Source organism: Bradyrhizobium sp. Y36, from assembly GCF_002531575.1.
GTDB lineage: Bacteria > Pseudomonadota > Alphaproteobacteria > Rhizobiales > Xanthobacteraceae > Bradyrhizobium.
Genome location: NZ_NWTI01000023.1, coordinates 84,888 through 101,224, shown reverse-complemented (window position 1 = coordinate 101,224; position 16,337 = coordinate 84,888). Strand labels below are relative to the sequence as shown.

Below are 16,337 nucleotides of genomic sequence, written 5' to 3'. Positions count from 1 at the left end.
CCTCAGCGGCGCACGCCTCGCCGATTTTCACGTCCCCGGCTGCGCAGCTTCCCCCAGCACCCGCTGCGCGATCGCCACCACCTCGCTCGCTGCAATGTTCCGCATGCAGCGATGGTCGTTCATCTTGCAGATCGTGCTCTGGCAAGGCTGGCAGGACAGCTTTTCCTTGTCCTGCACCACGGTGGCGGCGAGGCCGTTGAGCGGGGCCCAGAGATAGGGGCTGGTCGGGCCGAAGATGCCCATGGTGGGCGTGCCAAGGGCTGCTGCGATGTGCATCAGGCCGGAATCGTTGGAGATGGCGACGCCCGCCGCGGCCATCGCCAGCACGCCGTTGCGCAAGTCGTTGCCGGTGAGGTCACGCACGCCAGGGCCGCCCGCGGTCCCAGGGCCACCCGCGGCGACGATCTCCTGGGCGAGGCCTTTTTCCCCGGGGCCGCCGACCACCCAGACCTCGAGGCCGCGCTCGACCAGGAGGCGGGCTGCCTCCGGATAATACGTCCAGCGTTTGGAGACGCCGACCGAGCCTGGGGCGAGCGCCACCGCGGCCCCCGCGCCGAGGCCGTTGGCCTGGCGCCAGCGGACGATGTCTTCCGCCGGGACCCGCAATTGCGGCACCGGCCATTCCGGGGGCAGGGGGGCGCCGTCGGGCTGGGCCAGGGCGGCGTTCTTGTCGATGAAGCGCGGCAGCTTCTTCTCGCCCCAGCGCCAGCGGTTGAGCAGCCCGAACCGGAACTCGCCGACAAAGCCGACCCGTTCTGGAATGCCGGCCAGGGCAGGGGCAATGGCCGCCTTCCAGGTCCGCGGCAGGACCAGCGCCGTGCCGTAGTTCTGCGCGCGCAGGAGCTTTGCCAGGGCCAGTTGGCGGCCCACGGCAAGCCTGCCGCGCGGCAGGTCCCAGACGATGCCCTGACGCACGCCGGGCATGTAATCGACCAGCGGCGCACAGAGGGAGGTGGTCAGGAGATCGACCGGCCGGTTGGGCCAGCGCTCCTTCAGGACCCGCACGACGGTGTGATTCCGGACGAAGTCGCCGATCCACATGTAGGGAATGATCAGAATCGGGCGGGTGTCGCTCCGGTCCGTCTCCCCGCTAAGCTGTGAATTATGGTTCATTCGTTAAATGGAGCGTGCAATCTGATGGTGGCGGGTTCGGTAGCCGCTCCGGGCCGGCAGGTAAAGCCGGCAGACCGTTCAATCCCAAAACCGCTTACACTTTGACGGCTCATGCGCTACGGCAGGGCCGGGCCGCAAAAATCGGGCAGGGATTTCTGGATGTTGCTGGTTACCGGCGGGGCCGGTTTTATCGGGTCGAATGTCGTGGCCGCGCTCAACGATTCGGGCCGCAGCGACGTCGTGGTTTGCGATGTCCTCGGCAACGAGGGCAAATGGGGCAACCTCGCCAAGCGACAGCTTGTGGATATCGTCCCCCCGGCCGAGCTGATGGACTGGCTGAAAGGCCGCAAGCTGGATGCCGTGATCCATCTCGGGGCGATTTCGGCCACCACCGCGACCGACGGCGACCTCGTGTTCGAGACCAATTTCCGGCTGTCGACGCGCCTGCTCGACTGGTGCACGGCGAGCGCGGTGCCGTTCATCTACGCCTCCTCGGCGGCGACCTATGGCGACGGCGAGACCGGTTTCGACGACGATGCCTCGCTTGCCGCATTGAAGAAGCTTCGGCCGATGAATCTCTACGGCTGGAGCAAGCACGTGTTCGACCTTTCGGTCGCCGGGCGCGTCGCGAACGGCGATCCGCTGCCGCCGCAATGCGTCGGCCTGAAATTCTTCAACGTGTTCGGCCCCAACGAATATCACAAGGGCTCGATGATGAGCGTGCTGGCGCGTCGCTTCGACGACGTCAAAGCGGGCCGTGTCGTGCAATTGTTCAAGTCGCATCGCGAGGGCATCGCCGACGGCGATCAGCGCCGCGATTTCATCTATGTCGACGACGTCGTGCGCGTCATCATGTGGCTGATGGCGACGCCGTCGGTATCAGGACTTTTCAATGTCGGAACCGGCAAGGCGCGCAGCTTCAGGGATCTGATGCTGGCGGCCTATGCGGCGCTCGGCACCAGGCCCAACATCGAATATATCGACATGCCCGAGCAGATCCGCGGGGCTTACCAATACTTCACCCAAAGCGAGGTCGATCGCCTGCACCGCGCCGGCTATAACGGCGGCTTCACGACGCTCGAGGACGCGGTGAAAGCCTATGTCGGGGACTATCTCGACCGGCCCGACCGCTTCCGCTGAGGCTCTTTGACCATGCCGACGCCCATTCTCGATTTCGACACCCTCGCGCAGGCCATCTCAAGTCGTACGGTGCTGTGCATCGGCGACATCATGCTGGACGAGTTCGTCTATGGCGAGGTGTCACGGATCTCGCCGGAAGCGCCGACGCCCGTCATCGCGGCGCAACGCAGCGAGATCCATATCGGTGGCGCCGGCAACGTCGCGCGCAATGTCGCCTCGCTGGGTGCGCGCTGCATCTTCGTCGGCCTCGTCGGCGAGGACGATGCGGGCAAGCGGCTCGCTTCGGCGCTTGGCGAGCAGGCCGGAATCGAAAGCGTGCTGGTGTGCGACCCGTCGCGGCCGACCACGCGAAAAGTCCGTTTCGTCTCCGAGCATTTCTCGACGCACATGCTGCGCGCGGATTGGGAGCAGGCGCAGCCTGCCTCCGATGACGTCGAGACCAGGCTGATCGATGCGATCCTGCCGCAGATCGCGCGGGCCGATATCGTGCTGCTGTCGGACTACGCCAAGGGCGTGCTGACGGCGCGCGTGATCCGTCACACCATCGATGCGGCGCGAAAGCTCGGCAAGCCCGTGATCGTCGACCCGAAGAGCCTCAACTGGGCGATCTATCGCGGCGCGACGCTGCTCACGCCCAACCGCAAGGAGTTCTCGGAGGCGACGCGCAGCCGCGCCGACACGCCCCAGAGCATTGTCGATGCCAGCGAGGACGTGATGCGGCTCGCCGATTGCGAGGCGATCCTGGTCACGCAAGGCGAGCACGGCATGACGCTGGTGCCGCGGGCGGGCGAGGCCGTTCACGTTCCGGCGTTTCCGGTGAAGGTGCGCGACGTCTCCGGCGCCGGTGACACCGTCGCCGCCTCGCTCGCGGTCTCGCTTGCGGCCGGCGCCGACTGGGACGCTGCGCTGCGCATCGCCAACGCCGCTGCCGCCGTCGCGGTCGGCAAGCAAGGCACTGCCAGCGTGAGCGCGGCCGAGCTGCGCCGAAAAATCCTGCCGCATGCCACGCTCGCGGCCGAGGAAAAGATCGTGCTCGATCCGGATACGCTCGACGCGCAGCTCGCCGAGTGGCGAAGGCAGGGACTGCGCGTCGGCTTCACCAATGGTTGCTTCGACATCCTGCATCCCGGCCACGTCAAGGTGCTGACCGCGGCACGCGCCGCCTGCGACCGCCTCATCGTCGGGCTCAACAGCGACGCCTCGGTGCGGCGGCTCAAGGGGGCCGAGCGGCCGGTCCAGGACGAACGCGCGCGCGCGGAAGTGCTGGCCGCGCTGGAGGCCGTCGATCTCGTCGTCATCTTCGAACAGGATACGCCGATCGACCTGATCAGGCGGATCAAGCCCGGCGTGCTGGTGAAGGGCGGCGACTACACCCGCGAGCAGGTGGTCGGCCACGAGGTTGTCGAGGAAGCGGGCGGGGTGGTCGTGCTGGTCGACATCCTCCAGGGCTTCAGCACGACGGCGCTGGTGCATCGCGCCCGGGGAGGCGGCAAGTGACGGCGCTTGCTCGCGAAACGGCTGGCCAGATGTTGCTTCGCCGTCTGCGCAGCCCGGCTGCCTGGAGCGAGACCGTCGATGTCTTCGCGGTCCTGACCGCAGCCTCGCTGCCCTGGTCGACCTCGCTTGCCGGGATCTTCAACGCGCTGATGCTGCTCTGCATGGTGCCGTTTCTCGACGTCCGCGCTTTCCTGCAGTTCCTGAAGCGTCCGATCTGTCTGGCTCCGATTGCGCTGGTGCTGCTCGCACTGGTGGGGACGCTCTGGTCGGAGGCGCCCTGGGCCGCCCGATCCTACGCGATCAATCCGACCATCAAGCTGCTGGTGCTGCCGGTCCTGCTCTATCATTTCGAGCGTTCGCCGCGCGGACGCTGGATCTTCACCGCCTTCCTGGTGTCTTGCGCGCTGCTGTCGGTGATGTCCTGGCTGGTCGCCTTCTATCCGAACCTCGCGCTCAAGACCGATCCGCCCGAGCGCGGCGTCTTCGTCAAGAACTACATCGACCAGAGTCAGGAATTCGCGCTTTGCGCGGTCGCGCTCGCCTATCCGATCGTGACGCTGCTGCGCGAGAAGCGATACTGGTTCGCCGGACTGCTGACGGCGCTGGCGCTGAGCTTCTTCGTCAACATGACATTCGTGGTGGTGTCCCGCACGGCGCTCGTCACCGTTCCGATCATGTTCGGCGTGTTCGCGCTGCTTCATCTCAAAGGGCGCAGCATCGCACTCATCTCCGCCGGTTTGCTCGCCGTCGCCGTTCTCGCCTGGCAGGCCTCGCCCTATTTGCGCCATACGGCCGAGAGGTTTTCCGACGACTACACGCGCTATGTCGAAAAGGGCGAGCCGACCTCGCTCGGCCTGCGGCTCGAATTCTGGCGGAAGTCGCTCGGCTTCTTCGCGGAGGCCCCGATCAAAGGGCACGGCACCGGCTCGACGCGCGGATTGTTCGAACGCGTTGCGACGCCGGCCGGTCAGTACCAGGCGTCTGCCGAGGTGATCGGCAACCCGCATAACCAGACGCTGAACGTTGCCGTGCAATGGGGCGTGATCGGCATCGTCGTTCTCTACGCCATCTGGATCCTGCATCTGCTGCTGTTTCGCGGCGAGGGGCTCGCCAACTGGATCGGGCTCCTGGTGGTTGTGCAGAACGTCTTCACCTCGCTGTTCAATTCCCATCTGTTCGACTTCCACGAGGGCTGGATGTACGTCATCGGCGTCGGTGTCGCCGGCGGCATGGTGCTCCGGGCACAACAGGCCAGGGCGAAGATGGGGGAAGCCGGTTCCTGAGCGGCCGCGCGGCTGGCAAGTCTGGTCCAGATGGGCTATCAGCGCGGTCAGGTTGCATCTAACTGGGTTTTCATCGGTCGGCGGATGACGCGTCTTTCGCATCTCACCTTGCGCAATTTCCTGATCGCGCTTCACGACCTGCTGGCGACCACGGCGGCGCTTTTTGCCGCCTTTTATCTGCGATTCGAGGGCGGCGAAGGCTTCTTCGATCGCTTGCCGCTGCTGTTCCAGCTTCTGCCCTACTTCCTCGCCTTCAGCGTGGTCGTGTTCTTCATCTTCAACCTGACCACGACGAAATGGCGCTTCATCTCGCTGCCTGACGCGCTGAACATCATCCGCGTCGCGACCGTGCTGACGGTCGCCCTGCTGGTGCTCGACTACATCTTCGTCGCCCCCAACGTCCGCGGCGCCTTCTTCCTCGGCAAGGTGACGATCGTCCTCTATTGGTTTCTCGAGATCTCCTTTCTCAGCGCGCTGCGCATGGCCTACCGCTACTTCCGCTATACGCGGGTGCGGCGTCATGCGAGAGGCGGGGATGCCGCGCCGACGCTGCTGATCGGCCGCGCTGCGGATGCCGAAGTGCTGCTGCGCGGCATCGAGAGCGGGGCGATCAAGCGCATCTGGCCGGTCGGCGTGCTGTCGCCGTCGAGCTCGGATCGCGGTCAGTTCATCCGCAATGTGCCGGTGCTGGGCGGCATCGACGACATCGAGGACGTCATCGCCGACTTCGCCAAGCGCAACAAGGCGATCGCACGCCTCGTCATGACGCCGTCGGCATTCGAGCCGGAAGCGCACCCGGAATCGATCCTGATGCGGGCGCGCAAGTTGGGCGTGATCGTCAACCGGATGCCTTCGCTGGAGAGCGGCGATACGCCGCGGCTCACGGCCGTCGCGGTCGAGGACCTCCTGCTGCGGCCGAGCGAGACGATCGACTATGGCCGCCTGGAGGAGCTGATCAACGGCAAGGCGGTGATCGTCACCGGCGGCGGCGGCTCGATCGGTTCCGAGATCTGCGAGCGCGTCGTCGCCTTCGGCGCTGCGCGGCTCCTGATCGTGGAGAACTCGGAGCCGGCGCTCTACGCGATCACCGAAGCGCTCGCCGCGCGGGGCGCGTCCGCCGAGATCGAAGGGCGGATTGCCGACATCCGCGACCGCGAGCGCATCACGCGACTGATGATGGAATTCAGGCCGGACATCGTGTTCCACGCCGCCGCCCTCAAGCACGTGCCGATCCTCGAACGTGACTGGAGCGAGGGCGTCAAGACCAATATCTTCGGCTCCATCAACGTGGCGGATGCCGCCGTTGCCGCCGGCGCCGAGGCCATGGTGATGATTTCGACCGACAAGGCGATCGAGCCGGTGTCGATGCTCGGCCTGACCAAGCGTTTTGCCGAGATGTACTGCCAGGCGCTGGATCACGACCTCGCTTCCGGGACGCACGGCGCCAAGCCGCCGATGCGCCTGATCTCGGTCCGGTTCGGCAACGTTCTGGCCTCGAACGGCTCGGTGGTCCCGAAATTCAAGGCGCAGATCGAGGCCGGCGGCCCGGTCACGGTGACGCATCCCGACATGGTCCGCTACTTCATGACCATCCGCGAAGCCTGCGATCTCGTCATCACTGCGGCCACGCATGCGCTCGGAACGCAGCGTGCCGACGTCTCGGTCTACGTGCTCAACATGGGCCAGCCGGTGAAGATCGTCGATCTCGCCGAGCGCATGATCCGCCTCTCCGGTCTACAACCCGGCTACGACATCGAGATCGTGTTCACCGGCATGCGGCCGGGCGAACGCCTGCACGAGATCCTGTTCGCCTCCGAGGAGCCGACCCGCGAGATCGGCGTTGCCGGCATCATGGCGGCGCAGCCGAACGAGCCGCCGATGCAGACGCTGCGCAAATGGATCGGGGCGCTGGAGCAGGCGATCGCGCGCGACGATCGCGCCACCATCAGGACCATCCTGAAGGATGCGGTGCCCGAATTCGGGTCGACCGCGGCCTGACCATGCAGCCTTTGGGCAAGATCGTCGTCGCCAGCCAGCATTATCCGCCGGATACCAGCACGACGGCGGCGATCATGGCCGAGATTGCCTGTCGTCTCGCCGGCGAGCACGAGGTCGTCGTGCTCTCGGGATGGCCGGGCGCGTTGCCGCCCTCGCAGACCGGTCCGGGCAAGCCGCGCGTGGTTGCGATCAAGAACCGCATTTCGGGCAAGGCGGCGCTGGTGCGGCGCGCTGTGTCGGAACTCATGTTCGTGGCGCGCACGTTCTTCGCATTGATGCGGCAGTTGAAGCGAGGGGACGTCGTGCTCACGGTCACCGCGCCGTTCATGCTGCCCTACGCGGTGGCGGCGGCGGCGAGGTTGAGGGGCGCGCGCTCGGCGCTGATCATGCACGACCTGTTTCCCGACGTTCTGGTGATGGCGGGCCTGCTCAAGCCCGGCTCGCTGGTGACGCGGACGATGCGGGCCGCCAACAGCCTGATGTTCCGCGCGCTCAATGCCGTCATCACCATCGGCCGCGACGCGGAGCGGCCGCTGCTGAGCTATTCCGGCATGACGCGGAGCAAGATCCGCTTTATTCCGAACTGGGCAACGCTCGTGCCCGCGCCGCGGCCGGTCACGCCGGACAATCCGTTCCGCAAGAGTGTCACCGCGCGCTTCATCGTCGGCCTCTCGGGCAATCTCGGCTTCACCCATGACCCGGAGATCGTGTTCGAGGCGGCGCGCCTGCTGCAGGACGAGACGGACTTTCACTTCCAGCTGTCGGGCTGGGGCATCGGTTTCGAACGGCTGAAGCAGTTGCAGGCGGCAGCGAACCTCTCCAATGTCTCCTTTGTCGGACGGGTCGAGGATTCCGAGCTCGAGGCGTTTCTGTCGTCGGCCGATCTCTGGATCATTCCATACCGGAAGGACGTTGCGGGAGTGTCGGTGCCGAGCCGGTTCTACAATCTGCTGGCGGTCGGCCGTCCGGTGGTGCTGGTGTCCGAGCCGGAGGCCGAGGCCGCCTTGACCGTCGTCGAGAACGGGCTCGGCTGGGTCGTGACGCCGGGCCGCGCCGATCAGCTCGCCGCGGCGATCCGCACGGCGTCTCGTTGCCACGACGGCAGCGTCGCGGCGCGCGCTGTGAAGACGGCCGCGCGCTTCGACAGGGCGACCGCGATGAACGCCTATGCGGCGCTGGTCGACGAATTGTTGCGCAACGCGGACCTGTCGGAGCCACGATGAGCGAGAACAAACCGGTCGTGCTGGTGACGGGAGCGAGCGGGTTCGTCGGGCGTCATGTCGTGCCGGCGCTCGCGCGCGGGGGATGGTCGGTTCGCCGCGCGGTCCGCAACCCGGAAGGGGGCGACGACGAGGTCGTGATCGAGACGATCGGTCCCGAGACCGATTGGGGGGCTGCGCTGGACGGCGCCGACGCGGTCGTCCATCTCGCCGCGCGCGTGCATCACAAGAACGAGGAGCATGCGGTCCAGCTCTACCGCAACGTCAACATCGCCGGGACGCTGCATCTGGCGCGCTGCGCGGCCGCTGCCGGCGTGCGTCAGTTCATCTTCGTCAGCACCGTGCTCGTGCACGGCCGCAGCAACGAGGGCCGGGCGCCCTTCAGCGAGAACGACGTCCTGACGCCGCGCGGCCTCTACGGCATGTCCAAGGCGGCGGCCGAAGCCGGCTTGAGAACGCTGGCGCGCGACAGCGACATGAAGATCTCGGCGGTCCGGCCGCCGCTGGTCTATGGCGCGGGCGCCAAGGGCAATTTCGTGCTGCTGACGCGCGCGGTCAATCTCGGCCTGCCGTTGCCCTTTGCCGCGATCCGCAATCAGCGCGCCTTCCTGGCCGTGCAGAACCTGGCGTCGTTCATCCTGCACCGGCTGGGGCACCCCGATCCCGCCAGCAATTTCGAGATCTTCCTCGTGGCCGACAGGGAGCAGGTCTCGACGCCGGAATTCGTCACCCGTCTGGCCGAGGCGTCCGGCAAGAGGCTGCGGATGTTCAGCGTGCCGCCGAGCGTGCTCGGCACGCTGCTCGGCGCTTTGGGCCGGCAGGATACGTATGACAGCCTGGTCGGCTCGCTCGAGCTCGACATCTCCAAGGCGATGGCGACCGGCTGGCAGCCGCAGGTCTCGCTCGACGAGGGGTTGCGGCTGGCGCTGGCGGCTCAGGACGCCTGAGCGCGGGAGAAGCGCCGCAGCACGAAAGCGACCGCGATCGCGCCTGCGAGCAAGGACAGGATCGTGATCGCCGTCGAGCCGGCGCGCACGGTGACGAAAGCGAGCAAAGCCAGCACGAGATTGAGCGTGAACACCTCGCCGATCACCCGCGGGACCGTGAACCCATGGTCAGTTGCGCGCTGATAGAAATGGGTGCGGTGGGCCGCCCAGAACGGCTCGCGCCTGATGACGCGCCGGAACAGCGTGATGGTGGAATCCGCAAGGTAATAGCCCGGCAGCAGCAGCGCCGCGGCGGGATGTCCGTGCCAGGCGAGCTCCAGCAGGCACCAGCCGAGCAGAAGACCGATCGGCAGGCTACCGACATCGCCGAGGAAGACCTTTGCGGCCGGACGGTTGAACGGCGCAAAGCCGAGCATGGCCCCGCACAGGGCCGCGGCGAGCAGTCCGGCAGACGACGAGAGTTCGCCAAACCAGCCGAGCAGTCCGAGCGCAGCCGTCACGGGCACCACCTCTGCTACCGTCATCAGGTCGAGCCCGTCCATGAAGTTGACGAGGTTCACGAACCAGATTCCGGCGAGCAGAATGAGGCCGCGCTCCAGCGCGAGCGGCAGCGCGGGCACGATGCGCGCACCCTCCGGCGCCGTGAAGACGACGGCGGCCACGGCTGCCGCCTGCAACACCAGGCGGACCAGGACCGGCAGGGGCCTGATGTCATCGACAAGTCCGACCAGGGCGATCACGAGGGCCGAGCCGATCAGAGGCAGGGGAATTGCGCCGCTGGCCCACGCCGCCCAGGGCCCAGCGACCAGCAGGGTGGCGGCGATGACCGCGATGCCTGCACCTTGCGGGGTCGGGATCTTGTGCGACGAGCGCGCGTTCGGGCGCGCCAGCGCGTAACGTTGCAGCAGCGGCATGCTCAGCCGGGTGATGCAGGCGGAGATCAGTGCAGCCAGCACGGCCGGCAGGAGCGCGAGCAGCACCGGTCCGGCCGCAAGGTCCGGACCCGAGACGGACGTCGTCACTCCGGCACCCCGATCGGAGCCGCTCCTTGCGCGGCCTTCTCCGCGCTGAGGATCCAGACCAGGCCGCCGAACGCGCCGACGATGAAGAACACGGCGCCGTACAGCAGCGAAACGTTGACGCCTTCATTGGTGGCAAGTCCGGCGAAGCCGAATGCCAGGCCCATCGTGGCCTCACGCACACCCCAGCCGGCGATGGAGATCGGCATCATCGTGATCAGCATCACCGGCGGCACGAGCAGGAAGACGTCGCTGAAGCGAACCGGGGCCGCAATCGACTGCACCACGCACCAGGCGATGACGACGGCCAGCACGTGAACGAGGATGGAGAGGATGGCGATGGTAGGTCCGCGGCTGCGGCTGAAGATCACGCGGTTCGCGATCACCGCGCAGGCGTGAAGGTGATGGGTGGCCCACCAGGTCTTCAGCCAGCGCCATTGCAGCGCGCCGAAGATCAAGAAGCCGACGCCGCCGGCGAGCGCCAGGAGGTCGACGAGCAGCAGCGCCGAGCGGCCGTGCGCGTCGGTGATGAGGGTGTAGCTCCAGGGCAGGCTCGCCACGATGAGAACCGCGAGCGCGATCAGGCCGATCGCGCGGTCGACGAAGATCGAGTAGGTGGCCGCACGCCAGCCGGCCCCGGCGCGCGCGACGAGCCACAACCGGACTGCATCGCCGCCGATCGCCGACGGCAAGGTCTGGTTGAAGAAGGAGCCGATCACGTTGTAGCGCATGGCCCGGCCGAGCTCGAGCGGCGCACCGCAGACGGCGCTGATCTCGCGCCAGCGCAGCACGCCGACGAAGATCTGCAGGAACGTGATCGCGATCGCGAGGCCAATCCAGAACAGACTGGTCACGGTGAAGCGCGACAGCAGCTCGGTCAGGTCGACCTTGCGCAGTGCCAGGTAGAGCAGCGCTACGGAAATCAGGATTTTGGCCGTCGACAGCAGAATTCGGCGCATCTCGCCCGCTTGAGCTCGGTTTGCGATGATTTGAGGCAACCCGACGCGAGGCGCCGAATTCGGCCGCTTTGGTATGGTTTTGGCGCCGATCTTGCAATAGCCGTCGTTAAGGTCGTCAAGAAGGACTTGCCAGCGAGACAGGGGACCTATTGCGACCGCCTCGACGGCGTGGCTAAACAGGATCTGGCTAGAAATCCAGGGAACAGGATGACGGATCAGGCGATTTTGGTCACGGGAGCCGCCGGCTTCATCGGTTTTCACGTCGCCCGACAGCTCCTGGGCGAAGGCCGGTCTGTCGTCGGGCTCGACAATCTCAACAGCTATTATGATCCGGCGTTGAAACGGGCGCGTCTGGCGCTGTTGCAGAACGATTCCCGTTTCTCCTTCGTCGAGGCCGATCTCGCCGACCGCGAGGCGATCGCGGCGCTGTTTGCGCGGCATCGTTTCACGCAAGTCGTGCATCTGGCGGCGCAGGCCGGCGTGCGCTACTCGATCGAGCAGCCGCACGCTTACGCCGATTCCAATCTGGTCGGCTTTCTCAACGTGCTCGAGGGCTGCCGCAACAATCGCTGTCGTCATCTTGTCTATGCGTCGTCATCCTCCGTTTATGGCGCCAACACAAAAATGCCATTTGCGGTTGCGGACCGGACCGATCATCCCGTCAGCTTCTACGCCGCGACCAAGAAGGCGAACGAGGTGATGGCGCAGTCCTACAGCCATCTCTACCGCCTGCCGGTCACGGGCCTGCGCTTCTTTACCATTTACGGGCCATGGGGCCGGCCCGATATGGCCATGTTTCTGTTCGTGAACGCGATCATGGCGGGCAAGCCGATCCGGCTGTTTAACCATGGCAAAATGCGCCGCGACTTCACCTATGTTGATGATGTTACGCGTGTAGTATCCAAGCTGATCGATCTTGTGCCCGCGGACGATCCGGCTGCCGCAAATGCGCCGTTTAAGCTCTACAATGTCGGCAATCACCATCCTGAGGAACTGATGCACGTCGTCGGTCTTCTGGAGCGGGAGCTGGGCCGGACGGCGATCAAAGAATTGCTGCCGATGCAGCCGGGAGATGTGCTGGAAACGTTCGCGGATGTCGAGGATTTGATGCGCGACACCGGCTTTGCACCGTCAACGCCGATCGAGCATGGGGTCCATAAATTTGTCACCTGGTATCGGGACTACTTCAAGGTTTGAGATGACGATGGACAAACGCATAATCCCCCTGATCATGTGCGGCGGCGCCGGCACGCGGCTGTGGCCGGCTTCGCGCGAGGTACGGCCAAAACAGTTCCTGCCGCTGTTCGGCACGCGCTCGACCTTCCAGGACACGCTGCTGCGGGTTTCCGATCCCGCCCTGTTCGACCGGCCGATCGTCATCACCAACGCGTCCTATCGCTTCATGGTGCTGGAGCAGCTCGCCGAGATCGGCATCGAGGCCGACGTGATCCTCGAGCCGATGCGCCGCGATTCCGGGCCTGCGATCGCCGCCGGTGCGGTGTTCGCGCAGAACCGCGCCAGCGAAGCCATCGTGCTCGCGCTCGCCGCCGACCACGTCGTGCAGGACAACGCCGCTTTCGTCGCCGCCTGCCGCGAGGGCCTCAGCGCCGCGATCACCGGGCGCATCGTCACCTTCGGCGTCAAGCCGGAGCGGCCCGCGACCGAATACGGCTACATCAATCCGGGCGAGGTGATCTCCGGCGAGGTGCATGCGGTCGCGCGCTTCGTCGAGAAGCCCGACGCGGTGAAGGCCTCGGACTACGTCAATTCGGGCTATCTCTGGAACAGCGGCAACTTCATGTTTCCGGCGAGCCTGCTGCTCGACGAATATCGCAAGGTCGATGCGGCAAGCGTCGAGGCCGTCACCAACGCCGTCAACAATGCCGGCCGCGATCTCGGCTTCGTCACGCTGGAGCCGGAGGCGTTCGGCGCGGCCAAGGCGATCTCGATCGACTATGCCGTGATGGAGAAGACCGCGCGTGCGGCGGTGGTGCCGGTGTCCTGCGGCTGGTCCGACGTGGGCTCGTGGCACGCGGTGTGGGAGTTGTCCGAGAAGGACGCGCAAGGCAATGCGTCGCACGGCGCCGCGGTGTTCGAGGATTCCCGCAATTGCAACGTCACCACCGATCAGGCACTGGTTGCACTCGAAGGCGTCGATGACCTGGTCGTGGTCGCAACCGCGGATGCGGTGCTGGTCTCGCGCCAGAAGGATGCCAACGGGCTGAAGCGCCTCGTTACCAAGCTGAAGGCGGTCGCGCCGAAGGTCACTGAGGAGCATCTCAAGGTGCATCGGCCCTGGGGCAGCTACCAGTCCGTCGACAATGGCGAGCGCCACCAGGTCAAGCGCATCGTGGTGAAGCCGGGCGGGCGCCTGTCGCTGCAGAAGCACCACCATCGCGCCGAGCACTGGATCGTGGTCCGCGGCGCGGCCCGCGTTACCGTCAACGAGACCGTGAAGACGGTGCACGAGAACGAGTCGATCTACATTCCGATGGGCGCCGTCCACCGGATGGAGAACCCCGGTAAAATCATGCTGGAACTGATCGAGGTCCAGACCGGAAGCTATCTCGGGGAAGACGACATCATCCGGATTGAAGACGACTACCAAAGGTCGTAACCAGCAAACTCCGAATCACGCGACCCGGGCCAAACAGGCTATATTTCTCGGCCTAAGGCCCGGGGAACGTGTAACTTTTTGAATCAAATCGTGTCCGGGCCGCCAGGGCGGCATTCGCCACAAATGTGGCGTCCGTGCTAGAAGCGCGCCGGGGATTTGCGTTGAATCGGGGTTTGCTCAGATGAGTTCCAAAGGATCTGCACCGGCAAAGGCCGGCTTGCGCGTCGGCGTCGTTGGTGCCGGCGTGATGGGCAGCAACCACGCGCGCGTGCTCAGTGGCCTGCCGGGGGTGAGCCTCGTTGGCGTCGTCGATCCGTCGCCGGCCCATCGCACCCGCGCCACGGAACTTGCCAATTGCGAAAGCTTCGAGACGCTCGACCAGCTGTTCGATGCCGGCGTCGATGCCGTCACCATCGCGGCTCCGACCCATCTGCATCACGAGGTTGCGCTCGCCTGCATCGCCAAGAACATTCACGTGCTGGTCGAAAAGCCGATCGCGTCCACGGTCGCCGAAGGCCGCGAGATCGTCGCGGCCGCACAGAAGGCGGGCGTGACGCTGATGGTCGGCCATGTCGAGCGCTTCAATCCGGCGGTCGCCGCCGTCAAGCAGGCGATCGCGGGCGAGGACATCCTGTCCATCGCGATCACCCGCGTCGGCCCGTTCCCGCCGCGCATGTCCAATGTCGGCGTCGTCATCGACCTTGCCGTGCACGACATCGACCTGATCCGCTGGTTTACCGAATCCGACATCGTCGAGGTGCAGCCGCAGCTGTCCAGCGCGGTCGCCGAGCGCGAGGACATCGCGCTCTTGCAGTTCCGCACCGCCAACGGCGTGCTCGCGCACATCAACACCAACTGGCTGACGCCGTTCAAGGCGCGCAGCGTTACGGTCGCCACGCGCGGCAAATACGTGATGGGCGATCTCCTGACGCGCCAGGTCACCGAATGCTTCGGCTTCAAGCCCGACGGCAGCTATTCGATGCGGCATCTGCCGGTCGGCCACGACGAGCCGCTGCGTGCGGAGCTGATTGCGTTCCTCAAGGCGGTGCGCAACGGCGAGACGCCAGCGGTCACCGGTGACGAGGGCGTTGCCAGCCTCGAGATCGCGACGCAGTGCCTGGAGACGCCGTCACGGCCCGCGGCCAAATCGCCCGCCCTCAAGGGCCCGCGCCGCGTTGCCGGCTGAACCTTCCATGTCGATCGCTCAAAACCAGCAAGGCGCCGAGAACCCGGCCATGAACCAGCATCTGCGTTCCGAACCCATTCCCTTCATCGACGTCGCCTCGCAGCGCCGCCGGCTTGGCGCCTCGCTCGATGCTGCGGTCAAGCGCGTGATGGACCATTGCCAGTTCGTCAATGGCCCTGAGGTCGCCGAGCTCGAGAAACAGCTTGCGGCCTATAGCGGCGCCAAGCACGTGATCGGCTGCGCCAGCGGCACCGACGCCATCCTGATGGTGATGATGGCGAAGAATGTCGGGCCCGGCGATGCCGTGCTGTGTCCGTCTTTCACCTTCATTGCAACGGCCTCACCGGTGGCGCGGACCGGCGCGACGCCGGTTTATGTCGACGTCGACGAGACGAGTTTCAACATGAGCCCGGAGTCGCTGAAGCGCGGCATCGCGACTGCGCGCAAGGCCGGCCTCAAGCCGGTCGCGGTGATTCCGGTCGATCTGTTCGGCCAGCCCGCCGACCACGATGCGATCGCCGAGATCGCCAAGGCCGAGGGCCTGTTCGTGCTCGACGACGCCGCGCAAGGCTTCGGTGCGAGCTACAAGGGCCGCAAGCTCGGCACCTTCGGGCTTGCCACCGCGACCAGCTTCTTCCCGGCCAAGCCGCTCGGCTGCTTCGGTGATGGCGGCGCGATCTTCACCGATGACGACGAGCTCGCCGCCACCTTGCGCAGCATCCGCGTGCACGGGCAGGGCGTCGACAAATACGACAACGTCCGCCTCGGCCTCACTGGCCGGCTCGACACCATGCAGGCCGCCATCCTGATCGAGAAGCTCAAGATATTTGACGACGAGGTCGCCGCCCGCAACAGGGTCGCCGAGCGTTATGGGCGAGGTCTGTCCAACGTGGTCACCGTGCCGAGGTTGGCGCCGGGCAATACCTCAGTCTGGGCGCAGTACACGATCCGACTACCCAAAGGCACCGATCGCGATGGTTTCGCTGCTGCGCTGAAAGCCCAGGGCGTGCCGACCGCGATTTATTACGGCAAGTCGATGCACCAGCAGACCGCCTACAAGCAGTATCCGGTCGCAGACGGCGGCCTGCCGGGTTGCGAGAGCCTGTCGCAGGACGTCATCAGCCTGCCGATGCACGCTTATCTGACCGAAGCCGACCAGGAGCGAATCATCGCCGCCGTGCGCGGCGCGCTCGCGGGCTAAATTTCTTCTTCCCCTCTCCCTTTGTGGGAGAGGGTGGCTCGCGGCGCCAGCGGCGAGACGGGTGAGGGGTCTCTCTCCCCACGGAATGCTGGGATAGAGACCCCTCACCCGATCGAGTTTGTGTCTATTGGCGTCGCTGCCCTCTCCCACAAGGGGA

At 65.9% G+C, this 16,337-nt stretch carries 13 protein-coding genes; 10 read left to right on the top strand and 3 right to left on the bottom strand.

All coding sequences use genetic code 11. The features are described 5' to 3' along the window. Positions 1–27 precede the first annotated feature (27 nt). Complete coding sequence (gene waaF, locus CO669_RS29735; protein ID WP_097664707.1) at positions 28–1,113, bottom strand: lipopolysaccharide heptosyltransferase II; 1,086 nt, start codon at positions 1,111–1,113, stop codon at positions 28–30. A 159-nt stretch (positions 1,114–1,272) separates the two neighbouring features. Between waaF and rfaD the strand changes: the two genes are divergently transcribed. The 6 genes from rfaD (at position 1,273) to CO669_RS29705 (ending at position 9,198) form a co-directional block, all read left to right on the top strand. After that, on the top strand, positions 1,273–2,253 hold the full coding sequence (rfaD, locus tag CO669_RS29730) for an ADP-glyceromanno-heptose 6-epimerase (RefSeq protein WP_097664694.1): 981 nt from the start codon (positions 1,273–1,275) through the stop codon (positions 2,251–2,253). A 24-nt stretch (positions 2,254–2,277) separates the two neighbouring features. Further along, positions 2,278–3,750 carry a D-glycero-beta-D-manno-heptose-7-phosphate kinase gene (rfaE1, locus tag CO669_RS29725; protein WP_198964333.1) on the top strand — a complete coding sequence of 491 codons (1,473 nt, stop codon included), beginning with the start codon at positions 2,278–2,280 and terminating at the stop codon, positions 3,748–3,750. After that, the gene (locus CO669_RS29720) at positions 3,747–5,033 is read left to right on the top strand and encodes an O-antigen ligase family protein (protein WP_097664668.1); all 1,287 of its coding nucleotides are present in this window, start codon (positions 3,747–3,749) and stop codon (positions 5,031–5,033) included. Before rfaE1 ends, CO669_RS29720 begins: the two co-directional genes overlap by 4 nt. Before the next feature lie 84 nt (positions 5,034–5,117). Next, complete coding sequence (locus CO669_RS29715) at positions 5,118–7,031, top strand: SDR family NAD(P)-dependent oxidoreductase (RefSeq protein WP_198964331.1); 1,914 nt, start codon at positions 5,118–5,120, stop codon at positions 7,029–7,031. 2 nt (positions 7,032–7,033) lie between these two features. Continuing rightward, positions 7,034–8,254, top strand: coding sequence for a glycosyltransferase family 4 protein (locus CO669_RS29710; protein WP_198964330.1), 1,221 nt, complete (start codon positions 7,034–7,036; stop codon positions 8,252–8,254). Then, the gene (locus CO669_RS29705) at positions 8,251–9,198 is read left to right on the top strand and encodes an NAD-dependent epimerase/dehydratase family protein (protein ID WP_097664657.1); all 948 of its coding nucleotides are present in this window, start codon (positions 8,251–8,253) and stop codon (positions 9,196–9,198) included. The genes CO669_RS29710 and CO669_RS29705 overlap by 4 nt, the downstream gene beginning before the upstream one ends. Here the strand turns inward: CO669_RS29705 and CO669_RS29700 are convergent. Together CO669_RS29700 and CO669_RS29695 are read right to left on the bottom strand one after the other, a co-directional pair. Next, entirely contained in the window at positions 9,186–10,220 is a 1,035-nt protein-coding gene (locus tag CO669_RS29700; RefSeq protein WP_097664651.1) for an MraY family glycosyltransferase, read from the bottom strand. The genes CO669_RS29705 and CO669_RS29700 overlap by 13 nt on opposite strands. Beyond that, on the bottom strand, positions 10,217–11,176 hold the full coding sequence (locus tag CO669_RS29695; protein ID WP_097664641.1) for a lysylphosphatidylglycerol synthase transmembrane domain-containing protein: 960 nt from the start codon (positions 11,174–11,176) through the stop codon (positions 10,217–10,219). The genes CO669_RS29700 and CO669_RS29695 overlap by 4 nt, the downstream gene beginning before the upstream one ends. A gap of 207 nt (positions 11,177–11,383) precedes the next feature. Between CO669_RS29695 and CO669_RS29690 the strand changes: the two genes are divergently transcribed. The 4 genes from CO669_RS29690 (at position 11,384) to CO669_RS29675 (ending at position 16,180) form a co-directional block, all read left to right on the top strand. Beyond that, positions 11,384–12,373: an NAD-dependent epimerase gene (locus CO669_RS29690; protein WP_097664593.1), complete on the top strand. Its 990-nt coding sequence runs from the start codon at positions 11,384–11,386 to the stop codon at positions 12,371–12,373. A gap of 7 nt (positions 12,374–12,380) precedes the next feature. Next, the gene (locus CO669_RS29685) at positions 12,381–13,793 is read left to right on the top strand and encodes a mannose-1-phosphate guanylyltransferase/mannose-6-phosphate isomerase (protein ID WP_198964329.1); all 1,413 of its coding nucleotides are present in this window, start codon (positions 12,381–12,383) and stop codon (positions 13,791–13,793) included. Positions 13,794–13,974: 181 nt separating this feature from the next. Continuing rightward, on the top strand, positions 13,975–14,979 hold the full coding sequence (locus tag CO669_RS29680) for a Gfo/Idh/MocA family protein (protein ID WP_097664585.1): 1,005 nt from the start codon (positions 13,975–13,977) through the stop codon (positions 14,977–14,979). A 49-nt stretch (positions 14,980–15,028) separates the two neighbouring features. Further along, the gene (locus CO669_RS29675) at positions 15,029–16,180 is read left to right on the top strand and encodes a DegT/DnrJ/EryC1/StrS family aminotransferase (RefSeq protein WP_198964332.1); all 1,152 of its coding nucleotides are present in this window, start codon (positions 15,029–15,031) and stop codon (positions 16,178–16,180) included. Positions 16,181–16,337 lie beyond the last annotated feature (157 nt).